Origin of the sequence: Pseudomonas sp. LFS044, assembly GCF_047978245.1 — a bacterium.
GTDB lineage: Bacteria > Pseudomonadota > Gammaproteobacteria > Pseudomonadales > Pseudomonadaceae > Aquipseudomonas.
The window spans coordinates 15,175-40,773 of the sequence record NZ_JBFPFX010000037.1; the positions used below are offsets into that span (position 1 = coordinate 15,175).

21 protein-coding genes, 4 tRNA genes and 2 pseudogenes are annotated in these 25,599 nt (G+C 62.8%); 16 read left to right on the plus strand and 11 right to left on the minus strand.

Annotated elements, in window-relative coordinates; translation table 11 throughout:
• Positions 1-79: 79 nt before the first annotated feature.
• The 5 genes from ACNQPL_RS24085 (at position 80) to ACNQPL_RS24105 (ending at position 3,696) form a co-directional block, all read left to right on the plus strand.
• Positions 80-1,267 (plus strand): glycoside hydrolase family 5 protein, encoded by a 1,188-nt coding sequence (locus ACNQPL_RS24085; protein WP_416468090.1) that lies wholly within the window; start codon positions 80-82, stop codon positions 1,265-1,267.
• Positions 1,268-1,309: 42 nt separating this feature from the next.
• Complete coding sequence (locus ACNQPL_RS24090; protein WP_346615761.1) at positions 1,310-1,714, plus strand: MarR family winged helix-turn-helix transcriptional regulator; 405 nt, start codon at positions 1,310-1,312, stop codon at positions 1,712-1,714.
• Between the two features lie 62 nt (positions 1,715-1,776).
• Entirely contained in the window at positions 1,777-2,979 is a 1,203-nt protein-coding gene (locus ACNQPL_RS24095) for an MFS transporter (protein ID WP_416468091.1), read from the plus strand.
• A complete protein-coding gene (locus ACNQPL_RS24100; RefSeq protein WP_416468092.1) occupies positions 2,976-3,098 on the plus strand; it encodes a hypothetical protein in 123 nt (40 codons plus the stop codon). Before ACNQPL_RS24095 ends, ACNQPL_RS24100 begins: the two co-directional genes overlap by 4 nt.
• Before the next feature lie 46 nt (positions 3,099-3,144).
• The gene (locus tag ACNQPL_RS24105) at positions 3,145-3,696 is read left to right on the plus strand and encodes a glutathione peroxidase (protein WP_416468093.1); all 552 of its coding nucleotides are present in this window, start codon (positions 3,145-3,147) and stop codon (positions 3,694-3,696) included.
• Between the two features lie 87 nt (positions 3,697-3,783).
• Here the strand turns inward: ACNQPL_RS24105 and ACNQPL_RS24110 are convergent, their stop codons facing one another.
• Complete coding sequence (locus ACNQPL_RS24110) at positions 3,784-4,044, minus strand: DUF2798 domain-containing protein (RefSeq protein WP_346615757.1); 261 nt, start codon at positions 4,042-4,044, stop codon at positions 3,784-3,786.
• A 114-nt stretch (positions 4,045-4,158) separates the two neighbouring features.
• On the opposite strand from ACNQPL_RS24110, the gene ACNQPL_RS24115 reads away from it, so the two are divergent.
• Complete coding sequence (locus ACNQPL_RS24115) at positions 4,159-5,088, plus strand: LysR family transcriptional regulator (protein ID WP_416468094.1); 930 nt, start codon at positions 4,159-4,161, stop codon at positions 5,086-5,088.
• 121 nt (positions 5,089-5,209) lie between these two features.
• Here the strand turns inward: ACNQPL_RS24115 and ACNQPL_RS24120 are convergent, their stop codons facing one another.
• The 3 genes from ACNQPL_RS24120 to ACNQPL_RS24130 all read right to left on the minus strand — a co-directional run bounded on the left by ACNQPL_RS24120 (position 5,210) and on the right by ACNQPL_RS24130 (position 7,577).
• Positions 5,210-6,475 carry an OmpP1/FadL family transporter gene (locus tag ACNQPL_RS24120; protein ID WP_416468095.1) on the minus strand — a complete coding sequence of 422 codons (1,266 nt, stop codon included), beginning with the start codon at positions 6,473-6,475 and terminating at the stop codon, positions 5,210-5,212.
• 146 nt (positions 6,476-6,621) lie between these two features.
• A complete protein-coding gene (locus ACNQPL_RS24125) occupies positions 6,622-7,104 on the minus strand; it encodes a hypothetical protein (RefSeq protein WP_387532609.1) in 483 nt (160 codons plus the stop codon).
• A gap of 248 nt (positions 7,105-7,352) precedes the next feature.
• Entirely contained in the window at positions 7,353-7,577 is a 225-nt protein-coding gene (locus tag ACNQPL_RS24130) for a hypothetical protein (RefSeq protein WP_346615753.1), read from the minus strand.
• 954 nt (positions 7,578-8,531) lie between these two features.
• Between ACNQPL_RS24130 and ACNQPL_RS24135 the strand changes: the two are divergent.
• Both ACNQPL_RS24135 and rmuC read left to right on the plus strand, forming a co-directional pair.
• Positions 8,532-8,873 (plus strand): annotated as a pseudogene (locus ACNQPL_RS24135) (sel1 repeat family protein); the annotation flags it as partial.
• 172 nt (positions 8,874-9,045) lie between these two features.
• The gene (gene rmuC, locus ACNQPL_RS24140; protein ID WP_346615778.1) at positions 9,046-10,419 is read left to right on the plus strand and encodes a DNA recombination protein RmuC; all 1,374 of its coding nucleotides are present in this window, start codon (positions 9,046-9,048) and stop codon (positions 10,417-10,419) included.
• Here rmuC and ACNQPL_RS24145 read toward each other — a convergent pair.
• Positions 10,391-13,867 carry a NahK/ErcS family hybrid sensor histidine kinase/response regulator gene (locus ACNQPL_RS24145; protein WP_387532606.1) on the minus strand — a complete coding sequence of 1,159 codons (3,477 nt, stop codon included), beginning with the start codon at positions 13,865-13,867 and terminating at the stop codon, positions 10,391-10,393. The two genes, rmuC and ACNQPL_RS24145, sit on opposite strands and share 29 nt — an antisense overlap.
• Before the next feature lie 227 nt (positions 13,868-14,094).
• Between ACNQPL_RS24145 and ACNQPL_RS24150 the strand changes: the two genes are divergently transcribed.
• From ACNQPL_RS24150 to ACNQPL_RS24160, 3 genes are all read left to right on the plus strand, one after another.
• Positions 14,095-14,826: a GntR family transcriptional regulator gene (locus ACNQPL_RS24150; RefSeq protein ID WP_416468096.1), complete on the plus strand. Its 732-nt coding sequence runs from the start codon at positions 14,095-14,097 to the stop codon at positions 14,824-14,826.
• 134 nt (positions 14,827-14,960) lie between these two features.
• On the plus strand, positions 14,961-16,235 hold the full coding sequence (locus ACNQPL_RS24155) for an MFS transporter (protein WP_416468097.1): 1,275 nt from the start codon (positions 14,961-14,963) through the stop codon (positions 16,233-16,235).
• Between the two features lie 27 nt (positions 16,236-16,262).
• Positions 16,263-17,096 (plus strand): amidohydrolase family protein, encoded by an 834-nt coding sequence (locus ACNQPL_RS24160; RefSeq protein WP_416468098.1) that lies wholly within the window; start codon positions 16,263-16,265, stop codon positions 17,094-17,096.
• 107 nt (positions 17,097-17,203) lie between these two features.
• Here ACNQPL_RS24160 and ACNQPL_RS24165 read toward each other — a convergent pair whose 3' ends face one another.
• Entirely contained in the window at positions 17,204-18,067 is an 864-nt protein-coding gene (locus tag ACNQPL_RS24165) for a methyl-accepting chemotaxis protein (protein ID WP_416468105.1), read from the minus strand.
• Positions 18,059-19,123: pseudogene (locus ACNQPL_RS24170) on the minus strand (methyl-accepting chemotaxis protein); the annotation flags it as partial. The gene ACNQPL_RS24165 and the pseudogene ACNQPL_RS24170, both read right to left, overlap by 9 nt.
• Before the next feature lie 255 nt (positions 19,124-19,378).
• Between ACNQPL_RS24170 and ACNQPL_RS24175 the strand changes: the two are divergent.
• Positions 19,379-21,256 (plus strand): 1-acyl-sn-glycerol-3-phosphate acyltransferase, encoded by a 1,878-nt coding sequence (locus tag ACNQPL_RS24175; protein WP_346615747.1) that lies wholly within the window; start codon positions 19,379-19,381, stop codon positions 21,254-21,256.
• An 11-nt stretch (positions 21,257-21,267) separates the two neighbouring features.
• Here the strand turns inward: ACNQPL_RS24175 and sugE are convergent, their stop codons facing one another.
• The 3 genes from sugE to rdgC form a co-directional block, all read right to left on the minus strand.
• Positions 21,268-21,585: a quaternary ammonium compound efflux SMR transporter SugE gene (gene sugE, locus ACNQPL_RS24180; RefSeq protein WP_054900524.1), complete on the minus strand. Its 318-nt coding sequence runs from the start codon at positions 21,583-21,585 to the stop codon at positions 21,268-21,270.
• Positions 21,586-21,700: 115 nt separating this feature from the next.
• Positions 21,701-22,666, minus strand: a complete 966-nt coding sequence (locus tag ACNQPL_RS24185) for a bile acid:sodium symporter family protein (protein ID WP_416468099.1) — start codon at positions 22,664-22,666, stop codon at positions 21,701-21,703.
• A 115-nt stretch (positions 22,667-22,781) separates the two neighbouring features.
• A complete protein-coding gene (gene rdgC, locus ACNQPL_RS24190; RefSeq protein ID WP_346615745.1) occupies positions 22,782-23,702 on the minus strand; it encodes a recombination-associated protein RdgC in 921 nt (306 codons plus the stop codon).
• Positions 23,703-23,917: 215 nt separating this feature from the next.
• Between rdgC and ACNQPL_RS24195 the strand changes: the two genes are divergently transcribed.
• The 4 genes from ACNQPL_RS24195 to ACNQPL_RS24210 all read left to right on the plus strand — a co-directional run bounded on the left by ACNQPL_RS24195 (position 23,918) and on the right by ACNQPL_RS24210 (position 24,418).
• A tRNA-Val gene (locus ACNQPL_RS24195) sits at positions 23,918-23,993 on the plus strand.
• Positions 23,994-24,006: 13 nt separating this feature from the next.
• Positions 24,007-24,083: transfer RNA gene (locus ACNQPL_RS24200), tRNA-Asp, on the plus strand.
• Positions 24,084-24,251: 168 nt separating this feature from the next.
• A tRNA-Val gene (locus ACNQPL_RS24205) sits at positions 24,252-24,327 on the plus strand.
• A gap of 14 nt (positions 24,328-24,341) precedes the next feature.
• A tRNA-Asp gene (locus tag ACNQPL_RS24210) sits at positions 24,342-24,418 on the plus strand.
• 84 nt (positions 24,419-24,502) lie between these two features.
• On the opposite strand, the gene map is transcribed toward ACNQPL_RS24210, so the two are convergent.
• Positions 24,503-25,279 (minus strand): type I methionyl aminopeptidase, encoded by a 777-nt coding sequence (gene map / locus ACNQPL_RS24215; RefSeq protein ID WP_416468100.1) that lies wholly within the window; start codon positions 25,277-25,279, stop codon positions 24,503-24,505.
• Positions 25,280-25,599 lie beyond the last annotated feature (320 nt).

The following is a 25,599-nucleotide window of genomic DNA, read 5'->3' on the forward strand; positions in this document are numbered from 1 at the left end:
CGCAAAGCATGGGTAACTGATTCCCGTACAGAAGGGGCGTACGCTCGGCGCTTCGAAAATGCTGACCGGGGTGGCCTTCATGCATTACTGGATCCTTGCCTGTCTGCTCGGGCTGCACTCATTGTCGGCCAGCGCCGCCGACCTTATCGACTTCTGGGGCACGCCGCGCCACGGCGGCAACAGTTTCAACCGGCTACCCCCTGATCAGGCCTACTTCGAGGCCTTGCGCGGTTATGGCGCGACCTGGGTACGGCTTTCCTACGACAAATGGCAGCCGGCGCAACGGGATTTTCTGCTGGGCGATGCCGACCACTATCAGGGCTTGCCCAAGGCAGACCTTGAGCAATTGCGCGCGGTGCTCGACCGCGCTCACCAGGCAGGCCTGAAGGTGGTGATCACGCCCTTGTCCCTGCCAGGCATGCGCTGGTCGCAGAACAACGATGGCCAGTTCGATGACCGTTTGTGGCAGGACAAACGCTACTGGTCGCAGGCTGCGGACTTCTGGCGTGACCTGGCTCGCGAGCTGAAGGGGCACCCGGCCATTGCCGCCTACAACCTGATCAACGAACCGGCACCCGAAATGCAGGGCGGGCTTGCCGAGCATGCGGCTGCCCCTCTGATGCAGCGATGGTATGAGCGTGAGAAGGGCGGTGCACGCGACCTGCCGGGGTTGTATCGCCAGCTGCTTTCGGCGGTTCGTGAAGTGGATGAGGTCACTCCGGTCATGGTCGACGCTGGCTGGTACGCTGCAGCCGATGCATTCAGCTATTGGCCTGAGCCGTTGCAGGACGATCGTGTGCTTTACAGCATCCATATGTACGAGCCCTACGCCGCCACAAGCGCGCCGAACATGACCCGCAAACAGCCGCTGGCCTATCCGGGTACTGTACCTTTCGCCGGGCAGAGCGAGCAGTGGGATGGCCGGCGCGTGGCGCAATACCTGGAGCAGCCGCTGGCGTGGTTGGCGGCCATGAAGGTCCCAAGCACGCGGCTGGTGGTCGGCGAGTTTGGCTGCATGCGTCGGTTGCCAGGTTGTCAGCAATACCTGGAGGACGTGCTCAAGGTGCTTGATCACAATCAGTTGCACTGGGCCTTCTACAGCTTTCGTGAAGACAGCTGGGATGGCATGGATTACGAGTTGGGGTCGGCCAAGGTCCCTTGGCGCTATTGGCAGGCTATTGAGAAGGGCACAGCCGACCCGCTGGCCCGCCAGGCGACGAGCGAATTCGAGCCAATCCGGCGGCGGTTGGTCCAGAGTGCCCAGTGAAACTTCTTGCAACATCCATATCGCGGGTATATACACGTATCCATGTTGACCAGTGAATGCATCTGCACCCATCTGCGTCGCGCCGCCCGTGGGGTGAGCCGGCATTACGACGAAGCCCTGGTCGGCTTCGGCATCAATGTCGCCCAGTTTTCCCTGCTGCGCCATCTGCAGCGGCTCGACCGCCCGAGTATCACCAGCCTGGCTGAAGCCATGGGCCTTGAGCGCAGCACCCTGGGCCGCAACCTGCGGGTGCTCGAGGCCGAGGGCCTGGTGGCGCTGGCCGACGGTGACGATCAACGCAACCGCGTGGTGCTGTTGACGGCGGCTGGGGCAGAACGTCTGCAAGCGGCGTACCCGGCTTGGGAACAGGCCCAGCGCCTGCTGGTAGAGCAACTGGGTGAGGGGCAGCGTGACGAGCTGGTGCGTCTGCTGGGGCAACTGGCGTGATGCTTACGATTATAAGCGGGTATATACCCGTATAACCTTGCGATGTGCTGGAGATAACGACAATGACTTCGGTTTGGCGAACCAGCGGGTGGGTACTGACAGGGGCGGCGCTGATCCTGGCGTTGTCACTCGGTGTTCGGCACGGCTTCGGCCTGTTCCTGGCGCCGATGAGCGCCGATTTCGGTTGGGGGCGCGAGGTGTTCGCCTTCGCCATCGCCCTGCAGAACCTCATCTGGGGCCTGGCGCAGCCGTTTGCCGGCGCGCTGGCCGATCGCCTCGGCGCTGCCAAGGTGGTTGTCATTGGCGGCATTCTGTATGCCGCCGGGTTGCTGCTGATGAGCACCGCCGACTCGGCCTGGTCGCTGTCGCTCAGCGCCGGCCTGCTGACCGGCATCGGCCTGTCCGGCACTTCGTTCTCGGTCATTCTGGGCGTGGTCGGCCGGGCTGTTCCGGCAGAAAAGCGCAGCATGGCCATGGGTATCGCCAGTGCGGCCGGTTCGTTCGGCCAGTTCGCCATGTTGCCCGGCACCCTCGGCCTGATCGAGTGGCTGGGCTGGTCGGCCGCCTTGCTGGTGCTTGGCCTGCTGGTGGCGTTGATCGTGCCTTTTGTCGGTATGCTGCGTGACCGCCCGCTGCCCAGCCACGGTGCCGAGCAGACGCTGGGCCAGGCGCTGCACGAAGCCTGCTCGCACTCCGGGTTCTGGCTGCTGGCCCTGGGCTTTTTCGTCTGCGGCTTTCAGGTGGTGTTCATCGGTGTGCACTTGCCGGCCTACCTGGTCGACCAGCACCTGCCTGCCACTACCGGCACTACCGTGCTGGCGCTGGTCGGGCTGTTCAATATCGTCGGTACCTACACGGCAGGCTGGCTGGGCGGGCGCATGTCCAAGCCGCGCCTGCTGACGGCGTTGTACCTGCTGCGCGCAGTGGTGATCGTGTTGTTCCTCTGGGCGCCGGTCACCCAGTACAGCGCCTACCTGTTCGGTATCGCCATGGGCCTGTTGTGGCTCTCGACCGTGCCGTTGACCAATGGCACCGTGGCCTCCGTGTTCGGTGTGCGCAATCTATCGATGCTGGGCGGCATCGTCTTCCTGTTCCACCAGTTGGGCGCCTTCCTCGGCGGCTGGTTGGGCGGGGTGGTGTATGACCGCACCGGCAACTACGACCTGGTCTGGCAGATCTCGATCCTGCTGAGCCTGTTGGCTGCGGCGCTCAACTGGCCGGTGAGTGAACGCCCGGTCGCCCGCCTGCAGGCCCAGGCCGCATGAAGCGCTACCTGGCCCGCGGCCTGCTGGCCCTCGCCGCCGCCCTGTTGCTGGTGTTGGCGTGGTGGGGCTGGCATCAGGGCGGCATGGCGTTGATGCAGCTGGGCATGGGCGGTTGTTAGGCGCTACCCTGCAAGTTCAAGGAATGTCTTGCAGGAGAACCGAACGATGCGTGCACATGGGTTGATAATGCCGTTGCTGGCCCTCTTCGCCGCCAGCTCTGCCTGGGCTGCGGATTGCCCGGCGTTGTTGCAGGGCAGCTTGCCTGAGTTGCGTGGCAAGGGGCAGGTCGACCTGTGCCAGCGCTTTGCCGGCAAGCCGCTGGTGGTGGTCAACACCGCCAGCTATTGCGGGTTTGCGCCGCAGTTCGAGGGGCTCGAGAGTACCTACAAGGAGTACCACGAGCAGGGGCTGGAAATGCTCGGTGTGCCCTCCAATGATTTCAAGCAGGAAGACGCTGACAGCGAGAAGACAGCCAAAGTCTGTTACGCCAATTATGGTGTGACCTTCACCATGACCAAGACCCAGGCGGTGCGGGGCAAGGATGCGACGCCGCTGTTCGTGGAGTTGGCGCAGCAGAGCAGTGCGCCGAAGTGGAATTTCTACAAGTATGTGGTGGATCGCAAGGGCAAGGTGGTCGGCAATTTCTCCAGCCTGACCAAGCCGGATGATCCGGCGTTCAGGGCGGCGATCGAGAAGGCTATCGCTTCGCAGCCTTGAGAAGCGCCGCTTTGGGGCTTCTCGCCACCGCCGTGCCGCCAGCAACGGCCCATCCATGGGCCTACGCGCTGGAAGGCGCGGCTCTCTTCAGTGTGGGTGCACGGTCAGTGCAACCAGGCGCAACACCACAGGCCTCACCATCAGCACGCACACGAATGCCACGGGCATGGCCAGTTGGTAAGCCTTGAGCACGTTGTTCAGGTACTGCGGGTTGACGCCAGCATTGGCAGCAGTGATCACGAAGCACATCAACAGCGCCATGATTGACGACATGTAGAACGCAAAGACATAGGGCGTGGCACTGGGGCGTAGTTTGCGCCGGCTGCGGGCTTGGGACAGGTTGCTCATGCGAACTCCTGAAAAATGGCTGGAGGCGCAGGTTAGCAATGCAGTGGGCCACGGCTGTAGACCGGCAATGCTGAGTTCTTTATAAAGAGATTCTTACGAATCAAAGGGCTCGGCATGGATTTGCTCAATACCATCCGCAGTTTCATCAAGGTGGTCGAGGCCGGCAGTATTGCCGGCGGGGCGCGGAGCCTGGGGATCAGCCCGGCAGCGGTCAGTCAGAACATCGCCCGCCTCGAAGGCCATCTGCAAGTGCGTCTGCTCAGCCGCACCACTCGCAGCATGGCGTTGACGCCTGCCGGTTCGCTTTATTACGAGCGAGTCAGGTTGGTAGAGCGGGACCTTGCCCAGGCCGAACAGGCTGTCACCACCCCCGACAGCGAGCCCCAGGGGCGGCTGTGCATTGCCTCCACTTCGGCATTCGGGCGCCACGTGCTGGCGCCGCTGATCCCTGCATTCAGCGCACGTTACCCGTTGCTTTCGATAGAGTTGGTAACGACCGACCGACGGGTCAATCACGCCCGTGAGGACATTGACGTCAGCCTGCGCATTGCCCCACAACTGGAGGATCAGTTGCTGGCGCGGCATATCGCGCGTATCCCATTCATCTGCTGCGCGTCCCCCGGCTACCTGGCGAGCGCAGGCTTGCCGGCCACGCCCGAGGCGCTGCGCGAGCATCGCTGCCTGGTGTTCCGCTACCCGGTAGATGGCCGCTTCCTGCGTTGGGGGTTCATGCGTGACGGCCTGCGTTTCGAGGCGGAGTTCGGCTCGGTATTGATCAGTGACGATATCGATGCCCTGACCCAGATGGCGCTCAACGACGGTGGCATCACCCGGCTGGCGGAGTTCATGGTCACACCGCACCTGGCTTGCGGTGCGCTGGTGCCATTGTTCGAATACCGCGACAACCGCCAGGCGTATGCCCAGACCGAGCCGATGGACATCTACCTGTGCCTGGCCGACCGCTTCGCCATGACGCCGAAGGTGCGTGCATTCATGGACTATTTGCGCGATTCGCTGGGTGACAGCTGGCAGGTCCAGGCGTAAAAAAACCGCCACGCGGGCGTAATGCTGGTCACTTGAGAATGGCGGGGCCGCTATGCGGCCCGGGCATTCTCAAGTGAAAAGCACTACCTCGAGGGCGGTTTCTTTCATGCAGCGATACGAATCAGAAGCGGTAGGTGAGGGATGCACCGACACCGTGCGCGCTGTTTTCGTACTTGGCCTGGTAGCTGCCTTTGGTGGCGCTGACCTGGTTGACCTTGGTGTCTTCTTCCCACAGGTAGGAGTAAGCCACGTCGATGGTCATGTCGTCGTTCGGGCTCCAACCTGCACCCAGGCTGAACACCTTGCGATCGCCGGTAGGGATGCGGGGTGAACGGTCGTGGTTGTTGGTTGGCGACTGGTCGACGGTGAAGCCTGTGCGCAGTACCCATTCCTTGTTCACCTTGTAGGACGCGCCAATGGCGTGTGCCCAGGTGTCGTGCCAGTTCTGCTCTTCAGAGATGGTCTGGAACGCCGAGCCAGCCAGCGGTGCCGGTACATCGTTCTGCACGGTGATGTCTTTCAGGCGGCTCCAGCGGGTCCAGGTGCTGCCTGCGTACAGGGTCCACTGGTCATCGAGCTCATGGGTGACCGAAAGGTCAACCGATTCCGGCGTCTTGATCTTCAGGCTGGCATCGAACTTGTTGCCGTTGAATGGCCCGATCAGCGGGGTGCTGACGCGGGTCTTGCCCTCGAGCTTGTAGTCGACCATGGAATGGTAGGTCAGGCCGACACGGGTGCTGTCGGTGGCCTGTACCAGGATACCGATGTTGTAACCAACGGCGGTATCGTCACCCTTGATCTTGACTTCACCATCGTTGCGGCCAGGCGTGAACGGGTTGATCAGGCTCGAACCCAGTTCGCCTTTGATACGGTTGATGGTCGGGCCGAAACCGATCGAAACCTTGTCGTTGAAGGCGTAGCTGATGGTTGGCTGGAAGGTGATCACCTCGACGTGGCTCTTCTTGCCCCAGTAGCGCGCGGCATCGTCGCTACCGTAGTCGGTGACCAGGCCGAAGGGCACGTAGATGCCGAAACCGACACTCCAGTGATCATCGATCGGCTTGACGTAGTAGCCCATCGGTACGCCGACCACAGGCACCATGTCACCGTCGGTTTCCCCCCCGAGGTTGCTGCCAGGGCCTGAGATATCAGACTTGGCGATGACGGCTGCGCCGCCCACGGTGATTTGTTCGCGCTTGAGGCGGGACATGCCTGCTGGGTTGCCAAACACGGTGCTGGCATCTTCGGCAGAAGAAGAACGTCCCGCGAAACCTGTCCCCATGCTGCTGATGCTTTGTTCGTTGAGTGCGAAGCCGGCAGCGAACAGTTGGCTGGAAGCGAAAGCAACGGCTAAGCCGAGGGAGGTTTTGAGCATTACTTTTTTCATTATTAGAAACTCCTTGGGATCTCCGGGGCGAAAAGCTACCAACAAATCACGCGCCGCGCTATAGCCTCAATCACAGGAGATAGAGCGGTTTTGTAGGACAATCCGACCAAAATTCCTTTTTTTCCGGTAAACATGTAGGGCGTTTCTTAAGATGCCTGTGGAAACTTCTGATCAATACACAGATGCCAGGCCTGAGTGAAGTCGCGCAAGCGACCTTGGGGGTGGAAGATTTGCCGCCAGATGCGCGCCTGGCCCAGCAGATCGTCGGCGGCAGGCAAGGGCGTTGATTGCGCCTCGATGAGCATCCAGGCAATGGCGGTGGAGTAGCGCAGGTTGACTGCAAGTTCCAGGTGCGGCCCACCCAGAAACGCGTGCTGGCTCGCCAGGCCGCGTACCAGGCTGGCTAGCTCCGGATCACGGGCGAGGAAATCATCCCAGACGGCTTGATGGCGATGCTCGCCGATGCGGTAGAGGCCGTGGCCACGGCGGTCATGCAGTGCGGAGCCGAGCGCGGATTGGCTGGCTGCGATGCCGAGCAAAAGGGCTTCGGCACTGGCACAGTGACGATCAAGGTAGACCAAGGTTGGTCGAATCACATACTGACACAATTCATTCGCCGCAATACCCATGATGCCCTCGAGCAGTAAGGGACCGACGGGCGCTGGAGCTTGGCAGCTGGTGAGTGTTCAGGCCCGCCGGAAGCGGTAAGCACCGCTCGAGTTGAAGTGTAGTGTGATAATCATGGTGTAAAGGGCTGTTTTTAAATCGATTGCTGCCTGACGTTCTGCGCTATATGCCTTGCGGCACTTAAGCAAAGAACGAACAGGTAGCGTGCGACGCGGTACATTCAGCGCTTGAATGCACCGGTATTCGCCGCTCACGCAGTGAGCGACTGGCGGGTCCGGGCGATGACGGCTTGCAGCGGTTCCGAGCGGCTGTACTGCTCTGGGTACAGGCGTTCGGTGTGACAGGCGATGCCATGCTCGTCCACCAGGGTGAAGCTGAAATTGCCCTTGCGTGGGGCAGTGATCAGGCACTTCAACGGGGAGAAGGCCTGGGAAAGGGTGCCAATGGCAGCCTGAATTTGATGATGAGTATGCATATTGTTGGATGTTCCTGCTTTAAACACGGGAGTTATGATCCGTGCATGATAGAAACGTTCCAGTGACGCCTTTATTAAGGGACGAACGAACCTGACTGGAACAGGGCAGCCAGAGGAGGCGCAATCAAAAGTGGGCGCTTGGGCTGACTGGTAGGTACTTCAGAGGGCAGGCAGCATGCCGGGGCCAAGGTTCTAGGCCATCGGTATGGAATCCTGATCAATCTGTCACGTGATTCGTGCTTGAACAGCGCGGAGCTGGCGAGTGAATCATCGAAAGGGCCGGTCCTGGTTTCAGCAGTGATGCTCTTGGGGGGAGCTCTACTGCAAGGACGCTTCTGGCCAGAATTGACTTTCAGCTTGGTACTAACGAGGGGCACCTTACCGGAACTCGGCGGGCTTTGCAAGCCTTGCGTCACTCCCTCAGGTAGCCGAGCAGTATGGCGCTTCTTTCGCGCCGTGGGAAGAGGGGGCAAGTGGCCTGCAACTGGCCGGATGTACCAATTTCGTGCATTCGAATGCGGGTTTTCGGTGCACTTGTTCACATTCGAGGCGGGGGTTGTAACAGCCCGGCAACAGCCCTGCAGAAGCTCGCCAATGCCTTGACTGGCACCTTAAGTCAATGAAAAAAAACACTAATTTTAGCTGGTGAAAAAATCGACAGTTTGACTGTAAGCCCCATTTCATAGGGGTTTGCGGGGTCAATACGGGGGTTGTCCACCGAGTTATCCACAGGAACTGTGGATTGTCCCGAGCGCTTGCTCTAGGACGGGTGTGCCAGCAAATATCAGAACTGTCCGACAATCATCAGGCACCAGCAGACCGGTTGGTCATCCACTTGGAAACGTCAAGAAAAGATCGGTGAAATTTTTTTTCAACCCTCCAAAAATCGACAGGCCATCCGGCACAAAAAAGAGTAGAGTGGCGCGCCTTTCGAGTTGCCATTCCCTGTTTGTGATGAAATTTCGCGGTAAACACCTCGCCAGCCCCGCTGTGACGCATCCAGTCCCTTCGCCCAAACGCTTTTCTATGAAAGTGGCTTTATGGCTGCTCGATAACCCGCGCCTGGGCGACAAGCCTCAGGTCAAGCATTTGGCCGGGCGGCTGCTCAAGCAGCCAGCGCGCCAAGGGGTGGTGGTGGCCCAGAGCCGGTTAGGGCAGATGCTCTGCCGCGATTGCGGCAATGCCCGCGACCGGCGTATCGGCCAGGACCTGCTGCGCCAGGCTGCGCGGGCCGGTGATCAACGGGCGCAAGTGGAGTATGCGCGGCTGTGCCAGGCCGATGCGCCGGAGCAGGCGCCAGAGCAAGCAGACTGATAAGCTGCAGCTCATTTGCAACGGTTCGTTCGGGGTAAGCATGGCAGTGGATCTGACCAGCATTCTGCTGGGCTTGGTGGCAGGCGCCTTGCCTTGCCTGGGGTGGGTCATGCACGTGCAGCGTCGCCACAGCGCCCGGCAGGGCGAGCAGGCCTTGCTCGAAGAGCGCCTCAATGGCGCCCAGCTGGCGCAGGCTGGCCTGCAGGCGCAGCTGGATGCCAGCCGTGACGAGGTCAGCGACCTCAGTGAAGCCAACGCCGTCAAGCAGGCTCAGCTGGCCGCCCAGGGCCGTGAGCTGGAGTTGTTGCAGGTCGACCGCGACAATGCCCGTGACGCAGCTCACGCCTGGCACCTGGAACGGGCCAGCCGCGAAGCCGAATTGCGCCGCCTGGAGGCTCAGGGCGCGCGGCTGGAGGCTGAATTGCGCGAGCAGCAGGACAGCCACCAGCAACGCCTGGAAGACCTGCAGGAAGCCCGCGATACCCTGCGCGCCCAGTTTGCCGACCTGGCCACGAAAATCTTCGACGAGCGCGAGCAACGCTTTGCCCAGACCAGCCAGCAGCACCTGGGCCAGTTGCTCGACCCGCTCAAGGAACGCATCCACGCCTTTGAAAAGCGCGTCGAGGAAAGCTACCAGCAAGAAGCGCGTGAGCGTTTCTCGCTGGGCAAGGAACTGGAGCGCCTGCAGCAGCTCAACCAGCGCCTGTCCGACGAAGCCACCAACCTCACCCAGGCGCTCAAAGGCCAGAAGACCCAGGGCAACTGGGGCGAACTGATCCTCGAGCGCGTGCTGGAACATGCCGGCCTGGAGAAGGGCCGCGAGTACCAGACCCAGGTCAGCCTGAAGAGCGCCGATGGCGAGCGCTTCCAGCCCGACGTGCTGATCCTGCTGCCGGGCGACAAACAGGTGGTGGTCGACGCCAAGGTCAGCCTGACCGCCTACCAGCAGTATGTCAGCAGCAGCGACGAGAACGCGCTCAAGCAGCACGTGCAGTCGCTGCGCAGCCACGTCAAAGGCTTGTCGAGCAAGGACTACAGCCGCCTCGAAGGGCTGCACAGCCTGGATTTCGTGCTGCTGTTCGTACCCATCGAAGCGGCGTTTTCGGCAGCCTTGCAGGCCGAGCCGAACCTGTTCCAGGAAGCGTTCGACCGGCAGATCGTGATCGTCAGCCCAACCACCTTGCTCGCCACGTTACGGGTGATCGACAGCCTGTGGAAGCAGGAGCGCCAGGGGCAGAACGCCCGCGAGATCGCCGAGCGCGCCGGCTGGCTATACGACAAGTTCGTGCTGTTCATCCAGGACCTGGACGAGCTGGGCAGCCGCCTGCAGCAGGTCGACAAGGCCTACGCTGCGGCGCGCAATAAACTCTGCGAAGGGCGCGGCAACCTGGTCAGCCGCAGCGAACAGCTCAAGCTGCTCGGCGCCCGTGCCAGCAAGAGCCTGCCGGCCGACCTGCTGGAACGGGCACTGACGGATGAAAAACTGCCGGACGAGGCCGTTACTGAACCAGGCTCAGATGGCGATTGAGCAGGGCGCGCAAGGCCGCCGGCTTGACCGGCTTGGCCAGGTAGTCCAGGCCGGCGGCGTGCACCGTGGCCAGGGTTTCCTTGCTGCCGTCGGCACTGATCACCACGCCCGGCACCGGCTCACCCAGGCGGGCACGTAGCCAGCCCATCAGCGCGGTGCCGGTATCGCCGTCATCCAGGTGGTAGTCCACCAGCGCCAGGTGCGGGCGCATGCCCTCGCTCAGCAAGGCCTCGCATTCGGCGCGGTTGCGCGCTGTCCATACCGTGCAGCCCCAGCGGCTGAGCAGGCTGTTCATGCCGATCAGGATGCTGTCTTCATTGTCGATGCACAGCACCTGCAGGCCGCCCAGCGGCTGGCTGGCCTGTTCCACCGGTGCTGTCGGCGCGACTGCGGCCTGGCGGGCGATTGGCACGCTGACGCGGAACACCGTGCCTTTGCCAGGCCATGAGCGCACTTGTAGTGGGTGGCCAAGCACCCGGCACAGGCCGTCGGCAATCGCCAGGCCCAGCCCCAGGCCTTTCTCGGCGCGGGTCTGGTGGCTGTCCAGGCGTTTGAATTCCTGGAAAATCACCTGCAGCTTGTCGTCGGCGATGCCCGGGCCGCGGTCCCATACTTCCAGCCACAGCTGCTCACCCTGGCGGCGTGCACCCAGCAATATCGGGCTCTTGCCATAGCGCAGGGCATTGGTAAGGAAGTTCTGCAGCACCCGGCGCAGCAGTTTCATGTCGCTGTCCACCCGCAACCGGCTGCCGCGCAGGCGGAACTCCAACCCTTTCTCGGCGGCCAGCACCTTGAATTCGGCGCCCAGCGTGTCGAACAGGTCGTTGAGGGCGAACGGCTTGGCGTCCGGGGTGATCTTGCCGTTTTCCAGGCGCGAGATATCCAGCAGGTCGCTGATCAGTTCCTCGGCCGAGCGCAACGAACTGTCCATGTGCTGGACCAGCTGCTGGGCTTCATCGTTCAAACCCTCGGCGTGCTGCGACAGGGCGGCGGAGAACAGCCGTGCGGCATTGAGGGGTTGCATCAGGTCGTGGCTGACCGCTGCCAGGAAGCGGGTCTTGGACTTGCTGACCGCTTCTGCCTGGCTCTTGGCTTCCGACAGGGCCTGGTTGAGCTGCGACAGTTCATGGGTGCGCTCGGCCACGCGCTGCTCCAGCCCCTCGTTGGCGTCGCGCAATGCCTGTTCGGCCTCGCGGAAGGGGGTGATGTCGGTGAAACTCATGACGAAACCACCGCCGGGCATCGGGTTGCCGATCAGCTCGATCACCCGGCCATTGGGGAACAATCGCTCGGACGAATGCGCACGGCCCTGGCGCATCCAGTGCAGGCGCCGGGCTACATGCACCTGTGCCTCGCCGGGGCCGCACAGGCCGCGTTCGGCGTTGTAGCGGATGATGTCGGCAATCGGCCGGCCGACGCTGATCAGCCCGTCGGGGTAGTTGAACAGTTCCAGGTAACGGCGGTTCCAGGCCACCAGGTGAAGGTTCTGGTCGACAACGCTGATGCCCTGATTGATGTTCTCGATGGCGCCTTGCAGCAGAGCGCGGTTGAACTGCAGCACCTCGCTGGCTTCGTCGGCGATACGCACCACATCTTCCAGCTGCATGTCGCGGCCTTCGATGGCCGCTTTGACCACGGCGCGGGTCGAGGAGCTGCCGAGCACGCCGGCGAGCAGGCGTTCGGTGTGTTCGATCCAGTCGCCGTCGGCGTTCTGGTTGGGGTTGAAGCCTTTGCCCTGGCGGTAGGCGAAGCGGATAAAGCTTTGCCGTGCACGTTCCTCGCCGACAAAGCGCGAAGCCAGGGTCAGCAGGTCATCGATCTGCACCGCCAGCAGCGGTTTGCCATTGGGCCGCGCGCTGGTCTGCTGGCCGATGAACCGCCCGGCCTGCCAGTGCTCCGACACGCGGGTGCGTGACAGCATCGAGACCCAGGCGAACAGGGTGAAGTTGCCCGCCAGCGACAGCACCACGCCTTGCGTGAGGGGGGTGATCGGCAGGCTCAGTGGGTTGCCATGCAGCCAGGCAAGGCCTGGGAACAGCTCCAGCGACCAGCCGAGGCTGTGGGCGGTGATCGGCAGTACCAGGGTGTAGAACCATAGGAAAATGCCCGCCGCCAGGCCGGCGAACACGCCGCGGCGGTTGGCCTGCTTCCAGTACAGCGCGCCGAGCATGGCCGGGGTCAGTTGGGTCACGGCGGCGAAGGCAATCTGGCCGATGGTCGCCAGGCTTGCAGTGGAGCCCAGCAGGCGATAGCTGACGTAGGCCAGGAGCAGGATCACCACAATGGTCACCCGGCGCACCGACAGCATCCAGTGGCGGAACACCTCGAACGGCCGTTCGGCGTTGTTGCGGCGCAGCAGCCAAGGCAGGAGCATGTCGTTGGACACCATGGTCGACAGCGCCACAGCCTCGACGATGACCATGCCGGTGGCGGCCGAGGCGCCGCCGATGAAGGCCAGCAAGGCCAGGCTCGGGTGCGCTTCGGCCAGCGGCAGGCTGATCACGAACGAGTCGGATATCACCGTACCGGGCAGCAGCATCTGCCCGGCCAGGGCAATCGGCACCACGAACAGCGCGGCCAGGGCCAGGTACATCGGGAACACCCAGCGCGCCAGGCGCATGTCCTGCGGCTCGATGTTCTCCACGACGGTCACGTGGAACTGCCGCGGCAGGCAGATGATCGCCATCATCGCCACGGCCGTCTGCACCACCATCGACGGCCAGTTGATGGTCTCCTGCCAGTAGCTTTCCAGGTGGATCGACTGGCGAGCCTGGGTGAACAGGTCATCAAAGCCGTCATACAGGTTGAACACCACGAACACGCCGACCGCAAGGAAGGCCAGCAGCTTGATCAGGGACTCGAAGGCAATCGCCAGGACCATGCCGCGGTGGTGTTCGGTGACGTCCAGGCTGCGCGTGCCGAAGACGATGGCGAACAGCGCCAGCACCAGCGACACCACCAGCGCCGTGTCCTGCACCCGGGTGCCGGTGGCATCGGCATTGGCGCCAATCAGCAGGTTCACGCCGAGCACGATGCCCTTGAGCTGCAGGGCGATGTAGGGCAACACGCCCACCAGGCAGATCAGCGCCACCACCACTGCCAGCGTCTGTGACTTGCCATAGCGGGCGGCGATGAAGTCGGCGATCGAGGTGATGTTCTGTTGCTTGCTGATCAGCACCATCTTCTGCAGCACCCAGGGTGCGAACAGCAGCAGCAGGATCGGGCCCAGGTAGATCGGCAGGAACGCCCACAGCTGTTCGGCCGCCTGGCCGACCGCGCCAAAGAACGTCCAGCTGGTGCAGTACACCGCCAGTGACAGGCTGTACACCCAAGCGCGCAGGCGCGGCGGCAGCGGCGTGCTGCGGCGGTCGCCATAGAAGGCGATGGCGAACATGACGGCCATATAGGCCAGGGCGACCACGGCGATCAGCCCGCTGGACAACGACATGAAAACTCCGAAGCAAGAAAGATAACGCGGTCCCGATCAACCAGTTTGGCACGCAGCTGAGCGTTCGTCAGCGCAGACGATGGTTGTAGGCGCACCGGTGCGGCGCTGCGGCTGGCCGGTGAAGAGGCCTGCACAGGCGACCAGCGGAGGATTGACACCCTGCCATCCAGCGGGAATACTCTCGGAAAAATTCATATATATGTTTATATAACAAGACGAGAGCGACCATGCCCCCATTGTCCGGTGATGCTCGACTACCCCGCTACCAGCAACTGCGCGACCACCTGATCGAGCAGATTGCCAATAACCGCTGGCGCCCCGGCGAAGCGATCCCCACCGAAGCGGCACTGGCGACCGAGTTCGACATGTCCGTCGGCACGGTGCGCAAGGCGGTCGACGTGCTGGTGGCCGAAGGGGTGCTGGAACGCCAGCAAGGCCGCGGCACCTTTATCCGCCGCCCGCAGTTCCAGTCTTCGCTGTTCCGCTTCTTCCGGTTCGAAAGCGCCAACGGCGAACGGGTGATGCCGCAAAGCCGCATCCTCTCCATCGAGCCCGTACCGGCACCGTCAGCGGTTGCCGAGGCATTGGGGCTGGCGGCCGAGGCCGAGGTGATTCGTATCGTCCGTACCCGTCTGCTCGGCGCCCAGCCAGTGCTGGCTGAAGAAATCTGGCTGCCGCGCCAGACGTTCCAGCCGCTGCTCGAGGTCGAGCTGCAGAGCAAGGGCCCGCTGCTTTACCCGATCTACGAAGAGCTGTGCGGCCAGGTGGTCGCCTACGCCGAGGAAACCCTGACCGCCGAGGCGGTCGATGCGGTGCATGGGCGCTTGTTGCAACTGCCGGCCGACAGCCCGGTGGTGGTGATCGAGCGTCTGGCCCGTGACTACGCCGGCAAACCGTTGGAATGGCGCCGCTCGCGTGGCCATGCCCAGCACTTCCGGTACCGCATCGACATTCGCTGACCACGGCTGTTTCGCCCTGTTACCCGTCTGCGCCGTTCTGCCACGGCGCGGTGGCTTCGCCTGCCCGGTCGCCAGCGTGCCCAGAGCTTCGGTACGCCCGGCCGTCACACACACGACCAAGAAGGATAAAAATCATGTTCAGCTGGTACCGCCAGATCACCTCAAGGGAACGCAAGACGTTCTGGGCCTGCTTCGGCGGCTGGTCGCTTGATGCGCTGGAAGTGCAGATGTTCGGCCTGGCCATCCCGGCGCTGATTGCCGCGTTCTCCCTGACCAAGGGCGACGCCGGCCTGATCAGCGGCCTCACCCTGGTCACCTCGGCCATCGGTGGCTGGCTCGGCGGCACCCTGTCGGACCGTTATGGCCGCGTGCGCACCCTGCAGTGGATGATCCTCTGGTTCTCCTTCTTTACCTTCCTGTCGGCATTCGTCACCGGCTTCTACCCGCTGCTGTTCGTCAAGGCCATGCAAGGCTTTGGCATCGGTGGTGAGTGGGCAGCGGGGGCGGTGTTGATGGCCGAGACCATCAACCCGAAATACCGCGGCAAGGTCATGGGCACGGTGCAGAGCGCCTGGGCGGTGGGCTGGGGGCTGGCGGTGGCACTGTTCACGCTGATCTACTCGCTGGTGCCGGCGGAATACGCCTGGCGGGTGATGTTCTTCGTCGGCCTGCTGCCGTCGCTGCTGATCATCTGGGTGCGCCGCAACGTGGAAGAGCCAGACAGCTTCCAACGCCTGCAGAAGGAAAAGGCCATTCCGGTCAGCTTCTTCAAATCGATGGCCGGCATCTTCCGCCCCGAGCTGCTGCGCGTGACCCTGCTTGGCGGCCTGTTGGGGCTGGGTGCTCACGGCGGCTATCATGCGGTGATGACCTGGTTGCCCACCTTCCTCAAGACTGAACGCAACCTTTCGGTGCTGAACTCCGGCGGCTACCTGGCGGTGATCATCTTCGCCTTCTGGTGCGGTTGCGTGATCAGCGGCCTGCTGATCGACCGCATCGGCCGACGCAAGAACATCCTGCTGTTCGCCCTGTGCTGCGTGCTGACCGTGCAGGCTTATGTGTTCTTCCCGCTGACCAACACCCAGATGCTGTTCCTGGGCTTCCCGCTGGGCTTCTTCGCCGCCGGTATTCCGGCCAGCCTGGGGTCGTTCTTCAACGAACTGTACCCGGCCGATGTGCGCGGCGCCGGTGTTGGCTTCTGCTACAACTTTGGCCGTGTGCTGTCGGCAGTGTTCCCGTTTCTGGTCGGCCACATGAGCGAGTCCATGTCGCTGGGCAGCGCGATCGGCATCGACGCTGGCATCGCTTACGGCGTTGCCATGATCGCCGCACTGTGCCTGCCGGAAACCCGCGGCCGCAACCTTGAGGCCACCTCCGCGCCACACATTGCCGGCGCTGCCGCCAAGTAACCCTGACCCTTGTCCCGACTGAAAACCATGCCCGACGTTCCAGCTTCATTGATTACCGCCATCGACAGCCATGCCCACGTGTTCAGCCGTGGCCTGAACCTGGCCAGCGAGCGCCGCTACGCGCCGAGTTACGACGCGCCGCTGGGCGATTACCTGGGCCAGTTGCAGGGCCATGGCTTCAGCCATGGCGTGCTGGTGCAGCCCAGTTTCCTGGGCACCGACAACCGTTACCTGCTCAGCGCCCTGCAGACCGTGCCGGGGCAGTTGCGCGGGGTGGTGATGCTGGAGCAGGACGTCGAGCGCGAAACCCTGGAAGAAATGGCCGGCCTTGGGGTCAGGGGCGTGCGCCTGAATCTCATGGGCCAGGCCTTGCCTGATCTGCGTGCCAGGCCATGGCAAACCTTGCTGGAGCGTATCGGCGAGCAGGGCTGGCACGTGGAGCTGCACCGCCATGTGGCGGACATTCCGGCGCTGGTTCGGGCGCTGGAGCCGTATGGCCTGAACCTCGTCGTCGACCATTTTGGCCGGCCCGACGCACGCCTGGGCTTGGGGCAGCCGGGGTTTGCCGAGCTGCTGACACTGGGTGGCAAGGGCAGGGTCTGGGTCAAGGTGTCCGGCATCTATCGCCTGGAGGGTTCGCCGGAGCAGAACCTGGCGTTTGCGCGCCAGGCGCTGGGGGCCCTTGAGGCGCACTATGGTGCCGAGCGTTTGATGTGGGGCAGTGACTGGCCGCACACCCAGCATGAATCGGCGGTGAGCTTTGCCGCGGTGGTCGAGCAGTTCGAGGCGCTGGGGTGTTCGGCCGAACTGCGTCGGGCGCTGTTGGTGGATACGGCGCGGGGGTTGTTCGGGTTCGAGTGATGCAGCGTCAGTGCTGGCCTCATCGCGGGCAAGCCCGCTCCTACAGGTATCGCGCAGCCTGTAGGAGCGGGCTTGCCCGCGATAGGGCCGTTACTGCCCGCCCACTATCAGAACCGGAACCGGCTGATCATCTGCTGCAACTGCCCACCGAGGCGCGCCAGCTCGACACTGGACGCAGAAGTCTGCTGGCTGGCCTCAGCCGTCTGCTCTGAAATATCCCTCACCGTTACCACGCTGCGGCTGATCTCTTCGGCCACCGCACTTTGCTGCTCCGAGGCTGCAGCAATCTGCTGGTTCATCAGCTGGATCCCCGACACCCTTTGGGTAATCCCCTCCAGCGCCACACCCGCTTCACGCACCAGTGCCACGCTGCTCTCGGTCAGGCTCTGGCTCTGTTCCATCAGCTCGCTCACCGAGCGGGTGCCTTGCTCCAGGCTGCCGATCGCCGACTCGATCTCCAGGGTCGACGCCTGGGTGCGCTGGGCCAGGCTGCGCACTTCATCCGCCACTACGGCAAAGCCCCGGCCTGCCTCACCAGCACGGGCCGCCTCGATCGCGGCATTGAGCGCCAGCAGGTTGGTTTGTTCGGCCACGGCCTTGATCACGTCCATCACCTTGCCGATGCGCTGGCTTTCGCTGCGCAGTGCACCCATGGCTTCGCCGGTGGCGTCCACCTGGCTGGCCAGGCGGCCAATCTGCGCGACGGCGCGGTTGACCACGCTGTCGCCTTCGCGGGCTTCTTCATCCGTGGCACTGGCCGCGAGCGAGGCCTCGCCGGCATTGCGCGCCACCTCGTGTACGGTGGCGGCCATTTCCTGCATGGCGGTGGCCACCTGGTCGGTTTCGACCTTCTGGTTGTTGGCCCCGGCGCTGGTCTGCTCGGTGATCGCCGACAGCTCCTCGGTGGCACTGGCAATCTGCGAAATGCCGTCGCGCACCTGGGCGATCAGCTCGCGCAGGTTGCGGGTCATGCCCTGCAAGGCATTCTGCAACTGGCCGACTTCGTCGCGGCGGCGGCTGGCAGGTTGCTCGCTGAGATCACCGGCAGCCACCTGCTGCATGGCGCGCAAGGCTTGCTGCAGCGGGGTGCTGATCTGCCGGGCGATGACCACGGCGGCGAGGATGCCGATCAACAGCGCCAATACCGTGGTGATGATCTGCAGGTTCCTGGCGAACTGGCTGTCGCTGACCACCGACACCGCCTGGGCATCGAGCAGTTGGCCGATCAGGCCGTTAAGCGTGTCGATGCCTGCAGCCATGGCGGCGCGGTACTCGACCAGTTTGCTGACTTCACCCCGAAACGCCTCTACCGCTTCGGCATAAGCACGCACCTGCTGGTTCATCGTGGTGAATTGCTCGGCGAAGCCGCCATTGAACCGCGCCACCAGGCCGGGCAGGTCGTTCACCGTGGTGGCGATCTGCGCGTTCATCAGCTGTTCGGTGTCAGCGTTGGTGTTACCCGTGTAGCCGCGCACGTGGTAGCGCAGCAGGATCAGGTTTTCGCGGATCTGGTTGATCGCTTCGCTGCGCACAAAGCGCTGCTCGGCGTCGGGCAGGGCGCGGACCTGCTTGCGAATCGCCTCGATGCTGGCGAACGCGTTGCTGGCGAGGGTGCCCATTTCCTTCTGCGCTGCGCGCATCTTCTGGTACGACTGGAAGCTGCGTGCCTGGCCGGCGGCATACCCGTTCAGCGTCTGCTCGGCCTTGTCGACCAGCGCGAGGCTTTGTGGCTTTACCAGCGTCCCGCGCAACTGCGCCAGCGGCGCCTGAAACGCTTGCAGTGCCTGTTGCAACGCCTTGCCTTCGTTTTCCCCGCCGTTGGCCATGGCATGGCGCAGGCGGGCTTCGCGCAGGTCACCGAGTGCATCGTTGAGGCGCGAGACGTCGCTGACCACTTCACTGCGCCGCACCAGGCTACCGAGGCCATTCCAACCGATCAGCGACTGGATCAAAGTCAGGCACAGCACCAGGCCGAAACCGAGGAAAAGTTTGTGGGCGATTTTCACGTCGCCGAACCAGGTAAACATATACTGCTGAGCTCCTTTTCTTATGCGTTGGAGGAGACCGTAGGTCCGTTACTTCTGTCAGATATAGTCATCTATATGAATTATCGGCAGATGTAACAAAATCTGTAATCAATTTGGGGGCAATCTGCCATCAGGCCATGCAGGTGTTGGCCCCGGCGCGCACTGCTTGCCAACGCCAGGGTTTCCCGTGCAGATTTGTGGCTTCTTGCGGCCTACGGGCCTCCAATGACTAAAGCCCCTCAGGGAACAAGGACGATGAGTCATTCCTCGCAATTCACCTTGCTCGGCAAACGGCGCTTCCTGCCGTTTTTCATCACCCAGTCACTGGGTGCCTTCAACGACAACCTGTTCAAGCAGTCGCTGATTTTGGCGATCCTGTTCAAGCTCAGCCTTGGCGATGGCGACCGTTCGATCTGGGTCAACCTCTGCGCCTTGCTGTTTATCCTGCCGTTTTTCCTGTTCTCGGCGCTGGGTGGCCAGTTTGGCGAGAAGTTCGCCAAGGACGCGCTGATCCGCGCGATCAAGCTGGCCGAAATCGCCATCATGGCCATCGGCGCGCTGGGCTTTGTCACCAACCACCTGGCGCTGATGCTGGTGGCCCTGTTCGGCATGGGTACCCACTCGGCGTTGTTCGGCCCGGTGAAATACTCGATCCTGCCCCAGGCCCTGCGTGAAGAAGAGCTGGTTGGCGGCAATGGCCTGGTGGAGATGGGTACCTTCCTTGCCATCCTGGCCGGCACCATTGGCGCCGGGGTGATGATGGCCAGCGACAGCTATGCCACGGTGGTGGCGGGCGGGGTGGTCGGCACCGCAGTGCTGGGTTACCTGGCCAGCCGCTGGATCCCCCGCGCCGCAGCGGTATCACCGCAGATGCCGCTGGACTGGAACATCTTCAAGCAGTCCTGGGTGATCCTGCGCATGGGCCTGGGCCAGCCGCCAGCGGTGTCGCGTTCGATCGTCGGCAACTCATGGTTCTGGTTTGTCGGCGCCATCTACCTGACCCAGATCCCAGCCTACGCCAAGGACTGGCTGCACGGTGATGGCACGGTGGTGACACTGGTGCTGACCCTGTTTTCGGTCGGCATCGCCCTGGGCTCGCTGCTGTGCGAACGCCTCAGTGGGCGCAAGGTCGAGATCGGCCTGGTGCCGTTTGGCTCGTTCGGCCTGACCCTGTTCGGCCTGCTCTGGTGGTGGCATTCCGGCGATGTGCCGGCTGCGGCAGTGCCGCACGACTGGTTGCAGTTGCTAGGCATGGGCCAGGCCTGGTGGATCCTCGTGTCGATCGTCGGGTTGGGGGTGTTCGGCGGCTTCTATATCGTGCCGCTGTATGCGCTGATCCAGGCGCGTACCGCCGAAGACCAGCGGGCGCGCGTGATCGCCGCCAACAACATTCTCAATGCCTTGTTCATGGTGGTGTCGGCGGTCCTTACCATCGTGTTGATGGGCCTCGCCGACTTGAGCATCCCGCAGCTGTTCCTGGTGGTGTCGCTGCTCAATATCCTGGTCAACGCCTATATCTTCAGGATCGTGCCCGAATTCACCATGCGCTTCCTGATCTGGCTGCTCAGCCATTCGATGTACCGCGTGGAGCACCGCGACCTCGAGCGCATCCCGGACGAAGGCGCCGCGCTGCTGGTGTGCAACCATGTGTCGTTCGTCGATGCGCTGCTGCTCGGCGGGGCGATCCGTCGGCCGATCCGTTTCGTCATGTACTACAAGATCTACAACCTGCCGGTGCTCAACTTCGTGTTCCGCACCGCAGGCGCCATTCCGATTGCCGGGCGCAATGAGGACCCTGCCATCTATGAACGCGCGTTCGCCCGCATCGCCCACTACCTGGCGGCGGGGGAGGTGGTGTGCATCTTCCCGGAAGGCAAGCTGACCGGCGATGGCGAGATCGATGTATTCAGGGGCGGTGTCAGCCGCATTCTGGAAGAAACCCCTGTGCCGGTGATCCCGTTGGCGCTGCGGGGGCTGTGGGGGAGTTTCTTCAGCCGTGATCCCGGCAAGGGCTTCTTCAAGCGCTTGTGGTCACGCGTGACCATCGTGGCGGGCGCCGCCATCCCGGTGGAGGCTGCGCAGCCAGAGCTGTTGCGTGAGCAAGTCAGCCGCTTGCGCGGCGACCTGCGCTAAGCGGGGGGTGGTCAGCTGGCGCTGACTTTCAGGCCGATCAGGCCGCAGACGATCAGCGCCACACTGACCAGCCGCACCAGGGCCATGGATTCGCCGAACAGGATGATCCCCGCGATCACTGTGCCCACTGCGCCCACGCCGGTCCAGATGGCATAAGCGGTGCCCAGTGGCAGTTCCTTCATTGCAAGGCCCAGCAGGCCCAGGCTGATGACCATGGCGCCGACGGTGAGCACGGTGGGGAGTGGGCGGGTGAAGCCGTCGGTGTATTTGAGGCCGACAGCCCAGCCAACCTCGAACAGGCCGGCGAAGAACAGGATGATCCAGGACATGAGTATGTCTCCATCGTTTGAATGATGGGGCCGTCCCCGGAATGGTCACGCGGTGCGTCGTGAGGCCGTCCTCACAGTGGGCACCAGAGTGCCCATTTGCAGGTGAGATGGCAAGTCAGTGGCGCACAGGCTCGCCGTTTTCAGCTTCAGGTGAAGGCGCCCCCATGCGCCGGAACCAGGTCGACAGCAGTGCCCCGGAAATATTGTGCCAAACGCTGAACAGCGCACTCGGCACTGCCGCCAGCGGCGAGAAGTGCGCCGCTGCCAGCGCCGCCCCCAATCCCGAGTTCTGCATCCCCACCTCCAGTGCCAGCGATTTGCGCTGCGCCAGTGGCAGCTTGCAGAACTTGCCGGTGAGGTAGCCCAGCAGGTAACCAAAGCTGTTGTGCAGCACCACCACCGCCATGATCAGCAGCCCCGATTCGGCGATCTTCGCCTGGCTGGCCGCCACCACCGCGCAGACGATCATGACGATGCTCACCACCGACACCAGCGGCAGCACCTGCACTGCCAGCTGCACCCGCGCACCCAGCAGGCGCTGGGCCAGCACGCCGAGCACGATCGGCAGCATCACCAGCTGCAGGATCGACCAGAACATGTCCATGAAGGACACCGGCAGCCAGGCCGAGGCCAGGAACCAGATCAGCGCCGGGGTCAACAGTGGTGCCAGCAGGGTGGTCACCGCAGCGATCGCCACCGCCAGCGCCAGGTCGCCCTTGGACAGCCACACCATCACGTTCGATGCCGTGCCGCTCGGGCAACAGCCGACCAGGATCACGCCCACGGCGATTTCCGCTGGCAGCTGGAACAACTGGCAGAGCAGCCAGGCCATGCCGGGCATGATCACGAAGTGCGCGACCACCCCGAGCGCCACGCGCCAGGGCTGGCGGGCGAGGGCGGCGAAGTCGTCGAGTTTGAGGGTCAGGCCCATGCCGAACATCACCAGGCCCAGCAGCGGCACGATGGCAACCTTGAGCGCGATGAACCATTGCGGTTGCAGGAAGGCCAGGCAGGCGAACACCAGCACCCACAGGGCGAAGGTGTTGCCGACGAAGCGGCTGAAGGCGGCGAGGGCACGCATGGGCAAGTCCTTGTACTTATAGGTGTGATTTTCGATGGACTCTTCGCAGGCTTGCCCGCGAAAGGCCGGTGCTGGCGCAGCATACTTCAAGGCCAGCACCGGTCGATCATCCTGCTCAGACCCCTTGCGGAATCTCTTCCCCACCCAGTGCTTCGAACAGCACCGGCAGGAATTCGGTGAAAGTCATCATCATCAGCAGGAAGCTGGCATCGAACTGCTGCGCGGCTTCATCACCACCATCCTGTTCGGCCTGCTCCTGCAGCAGTTCCTCGAACTTCAGGCGCTTGATGACCATCTTGTCGTCCAGCACGAACGACAGTTTGTCCTGCCAGGCCAGGGCAAGCTGGGTCACCACCTTGCCGGTGCTCAGGTGCAGCTGGATTTCCTCGCCGGTCAGGTCCTGGCGCTTGCAGCGCACGATGCCGCCGTCTTCTGCGGTGTCGCGCAGTTCGCATTCGTCCAGTACATAGAAGCCTTCGGCGGCCTGTTGCGACTTGACCCAGTCGGTCATGGTCGCGACCGGCGCGATTTTCACGGTGGCCGGGCGCACCGGCAGCGAGCCCATCACTTCGCGCAGGGTCGACAGCAGGTCTTCGGCACGCTTGGCGCTGGCCGAGTTGACCAGGATCATGCCCAGGCGCGGGGCGATGGCCGCGAAGATCATCGAGCGGCGGATGAACGCACGCGGCAAGAACGCCTGGATGATCTCGTCCTTGATCTGGTCGCGTTCCTTTTTATAGACCTTGCGCATCTGCTCGGTCTCGATCTCTTCGACTTTCTCTTTAACCGCATCGTTGACGACGCTGCTTGGCAGGATGCGTTCTTCCTTGCGTGCGGCAATCAGCAGGAATTCGCCGCTGACATGCACCAGGGGAGCGTCTTCGCCTTTGCCGAACGGCGCGACGAAACCATAGGTGGTCAGCTCCTGGCTGGCGCAGGGGCGGGCCGGCTTGCTGGCCAGGGCGGCTTCCAGTGCTTCAGCCTCGAACGGCACTTCCTGGGTGAGGCGGTAGGACAGCAGGTTCTTGAACCACATGAGGGTGAGTCTCTCCTTAATGCATAAGGGGGGCATTATTCTCCGAGCGGCCGTTCCAGGCCAGCCCTGTCACAGGGCCAGCAGTGGTAAAGCGGCAGGAAACGGCCGATTGCGCTAGGTCTTTGAAAGCCCTGGGAATTTTTTTTAGAAAAGTTGAAAAATGTGCTTGCCAGGGTGGCACTCCCTCCGTAGAATGCGCGCCACACCGAGACGAAGGGTGATTAGCTCAGCCGGGAGAGCATCTGCCTTACAAGCAGAGGGTCGGCGGTTCGATCCCGTCATCACCCACCACTCGATGTATAGCGCAGCGGTAGTTCAGTCGGTTAGAATACCGGCCTGTCACGCCGGGGGTCGCGGGTTCGAGTCCCGTCCGCTGCGCCATATTCAACTTCCAGGGCCTACTGAACACCCGGAAGTAACAGAGAAAGCGACCTTAGGGTCGCTTTTTTTGTTTTGCATTTTGTATCTTGCCGGGCTGTGAAAAAAAACCGGCCAAGCACTTGCCAAGGTGTCGGTTCCTCCGTAGAATGCGCGCCTCACCGAGACGAAGGGTGATTAGCTCAGCCGGGAGAGCATCTGCCTTACAAGCAGAGGGTCGGCGGTTCGATCCCGTCATCACCCACCACTCGATGAAATAGCGCAGCGGTAGTTCAGTCGGTTAGAATACCGGCCTGTCACGCCGGGGGTCGCGGGTTCGAGTCCCGTCCGCTGCGCCATATTCAACTTCCAGGGCCCACTGAACACCCGGAAGTTACAAAAAAAGCGACCTTAGGGTCGCTTTTTTTGTTTCTACGCCCGCATCAGCGATTGCGCTCTTCCTGCCGTAACGTCAGCACCTCAACCCCATCTTCTGTCACTGCCACGGTATGCTCCCACTGCGCCGACAACGTGTGGTCGCGGGTAATCACTGTCCAGCCGTCCTTCAACGTCCGCGTGCCTCGCCCACCTTGGTTGATCATCGGCTCGATGGTAAACACCATCCCGGGCTTGAGCTTCATGCCCATGCCGCGCTGGCCGAAATGCAGCACCTCGGGCCCTTCATGCATCTGCTGGCCGATACCATGCCCACAGTACTCGCGTACCACGCTGTAGCCGGCAGCCTCGGCGTGTAGCTGGATGGCATGGCCGATGTCGCCAAGCGTTGCCCCTGGGCGCACCTGTTCGATGCCTTTCCACAGCGCATCGTAGGTGGTCTCGACCAACCTGCGGGCATTGTCGCTCACCTCACCGACGCTGTACATCTTCGACGAGTCGGCGATGTAGCCGCCTTGTTCCAGGGTGATGTCGACATTGATGATCGACCCTTCCTTTAGCACTTCATCCGCCTTGGGCATGCCGTGGCAGACCACATGGTCCACCGAGGTATTGAGCGCGTAGGGGAACCCGTACTGGCCCTTGCTCGCCGGGCGTGCCTTGAGGGTGCTGACGATGAACGCCTCGGCGCGGTCGTTGATCTGCATCGTGGTCACGCCGGGGCGGATGAAACTGTCGAGGTCGGCGAACACCTGGGCCAGTAAACGGCCGGCGTTGCGCATCAGGTCGAGTTGAGCGGGGGTCTTGAGGATCACCTGGGACATAGTGGGGGCGAAGTAGCTCTGCGGCGGAAAGCTTTCAGCATAGCGCCATGAGCGTCATGGCTGCCACCTGATGGTGCGTTGGTCACCGTTTTGGGGCTGCTGCGCGGCCTGTTCCTGATACACCTCGGCCCTGCAGCAACGACAGAGGCCCTGAAGGTGCGGCCTTGCGCCCCTCAGGACTGCAGCTGGCCCAACAATTGCTGACTGACCTTTACCAAGGCCGTCAACGTCGACCGCCTTCAACCCTTCACGACAAAGGCGCCGTGTTGCCCCCGCTTGCCAAGCAAGCCGGGGCAGCCGGCGCCTTTTGCGTTTGCTCC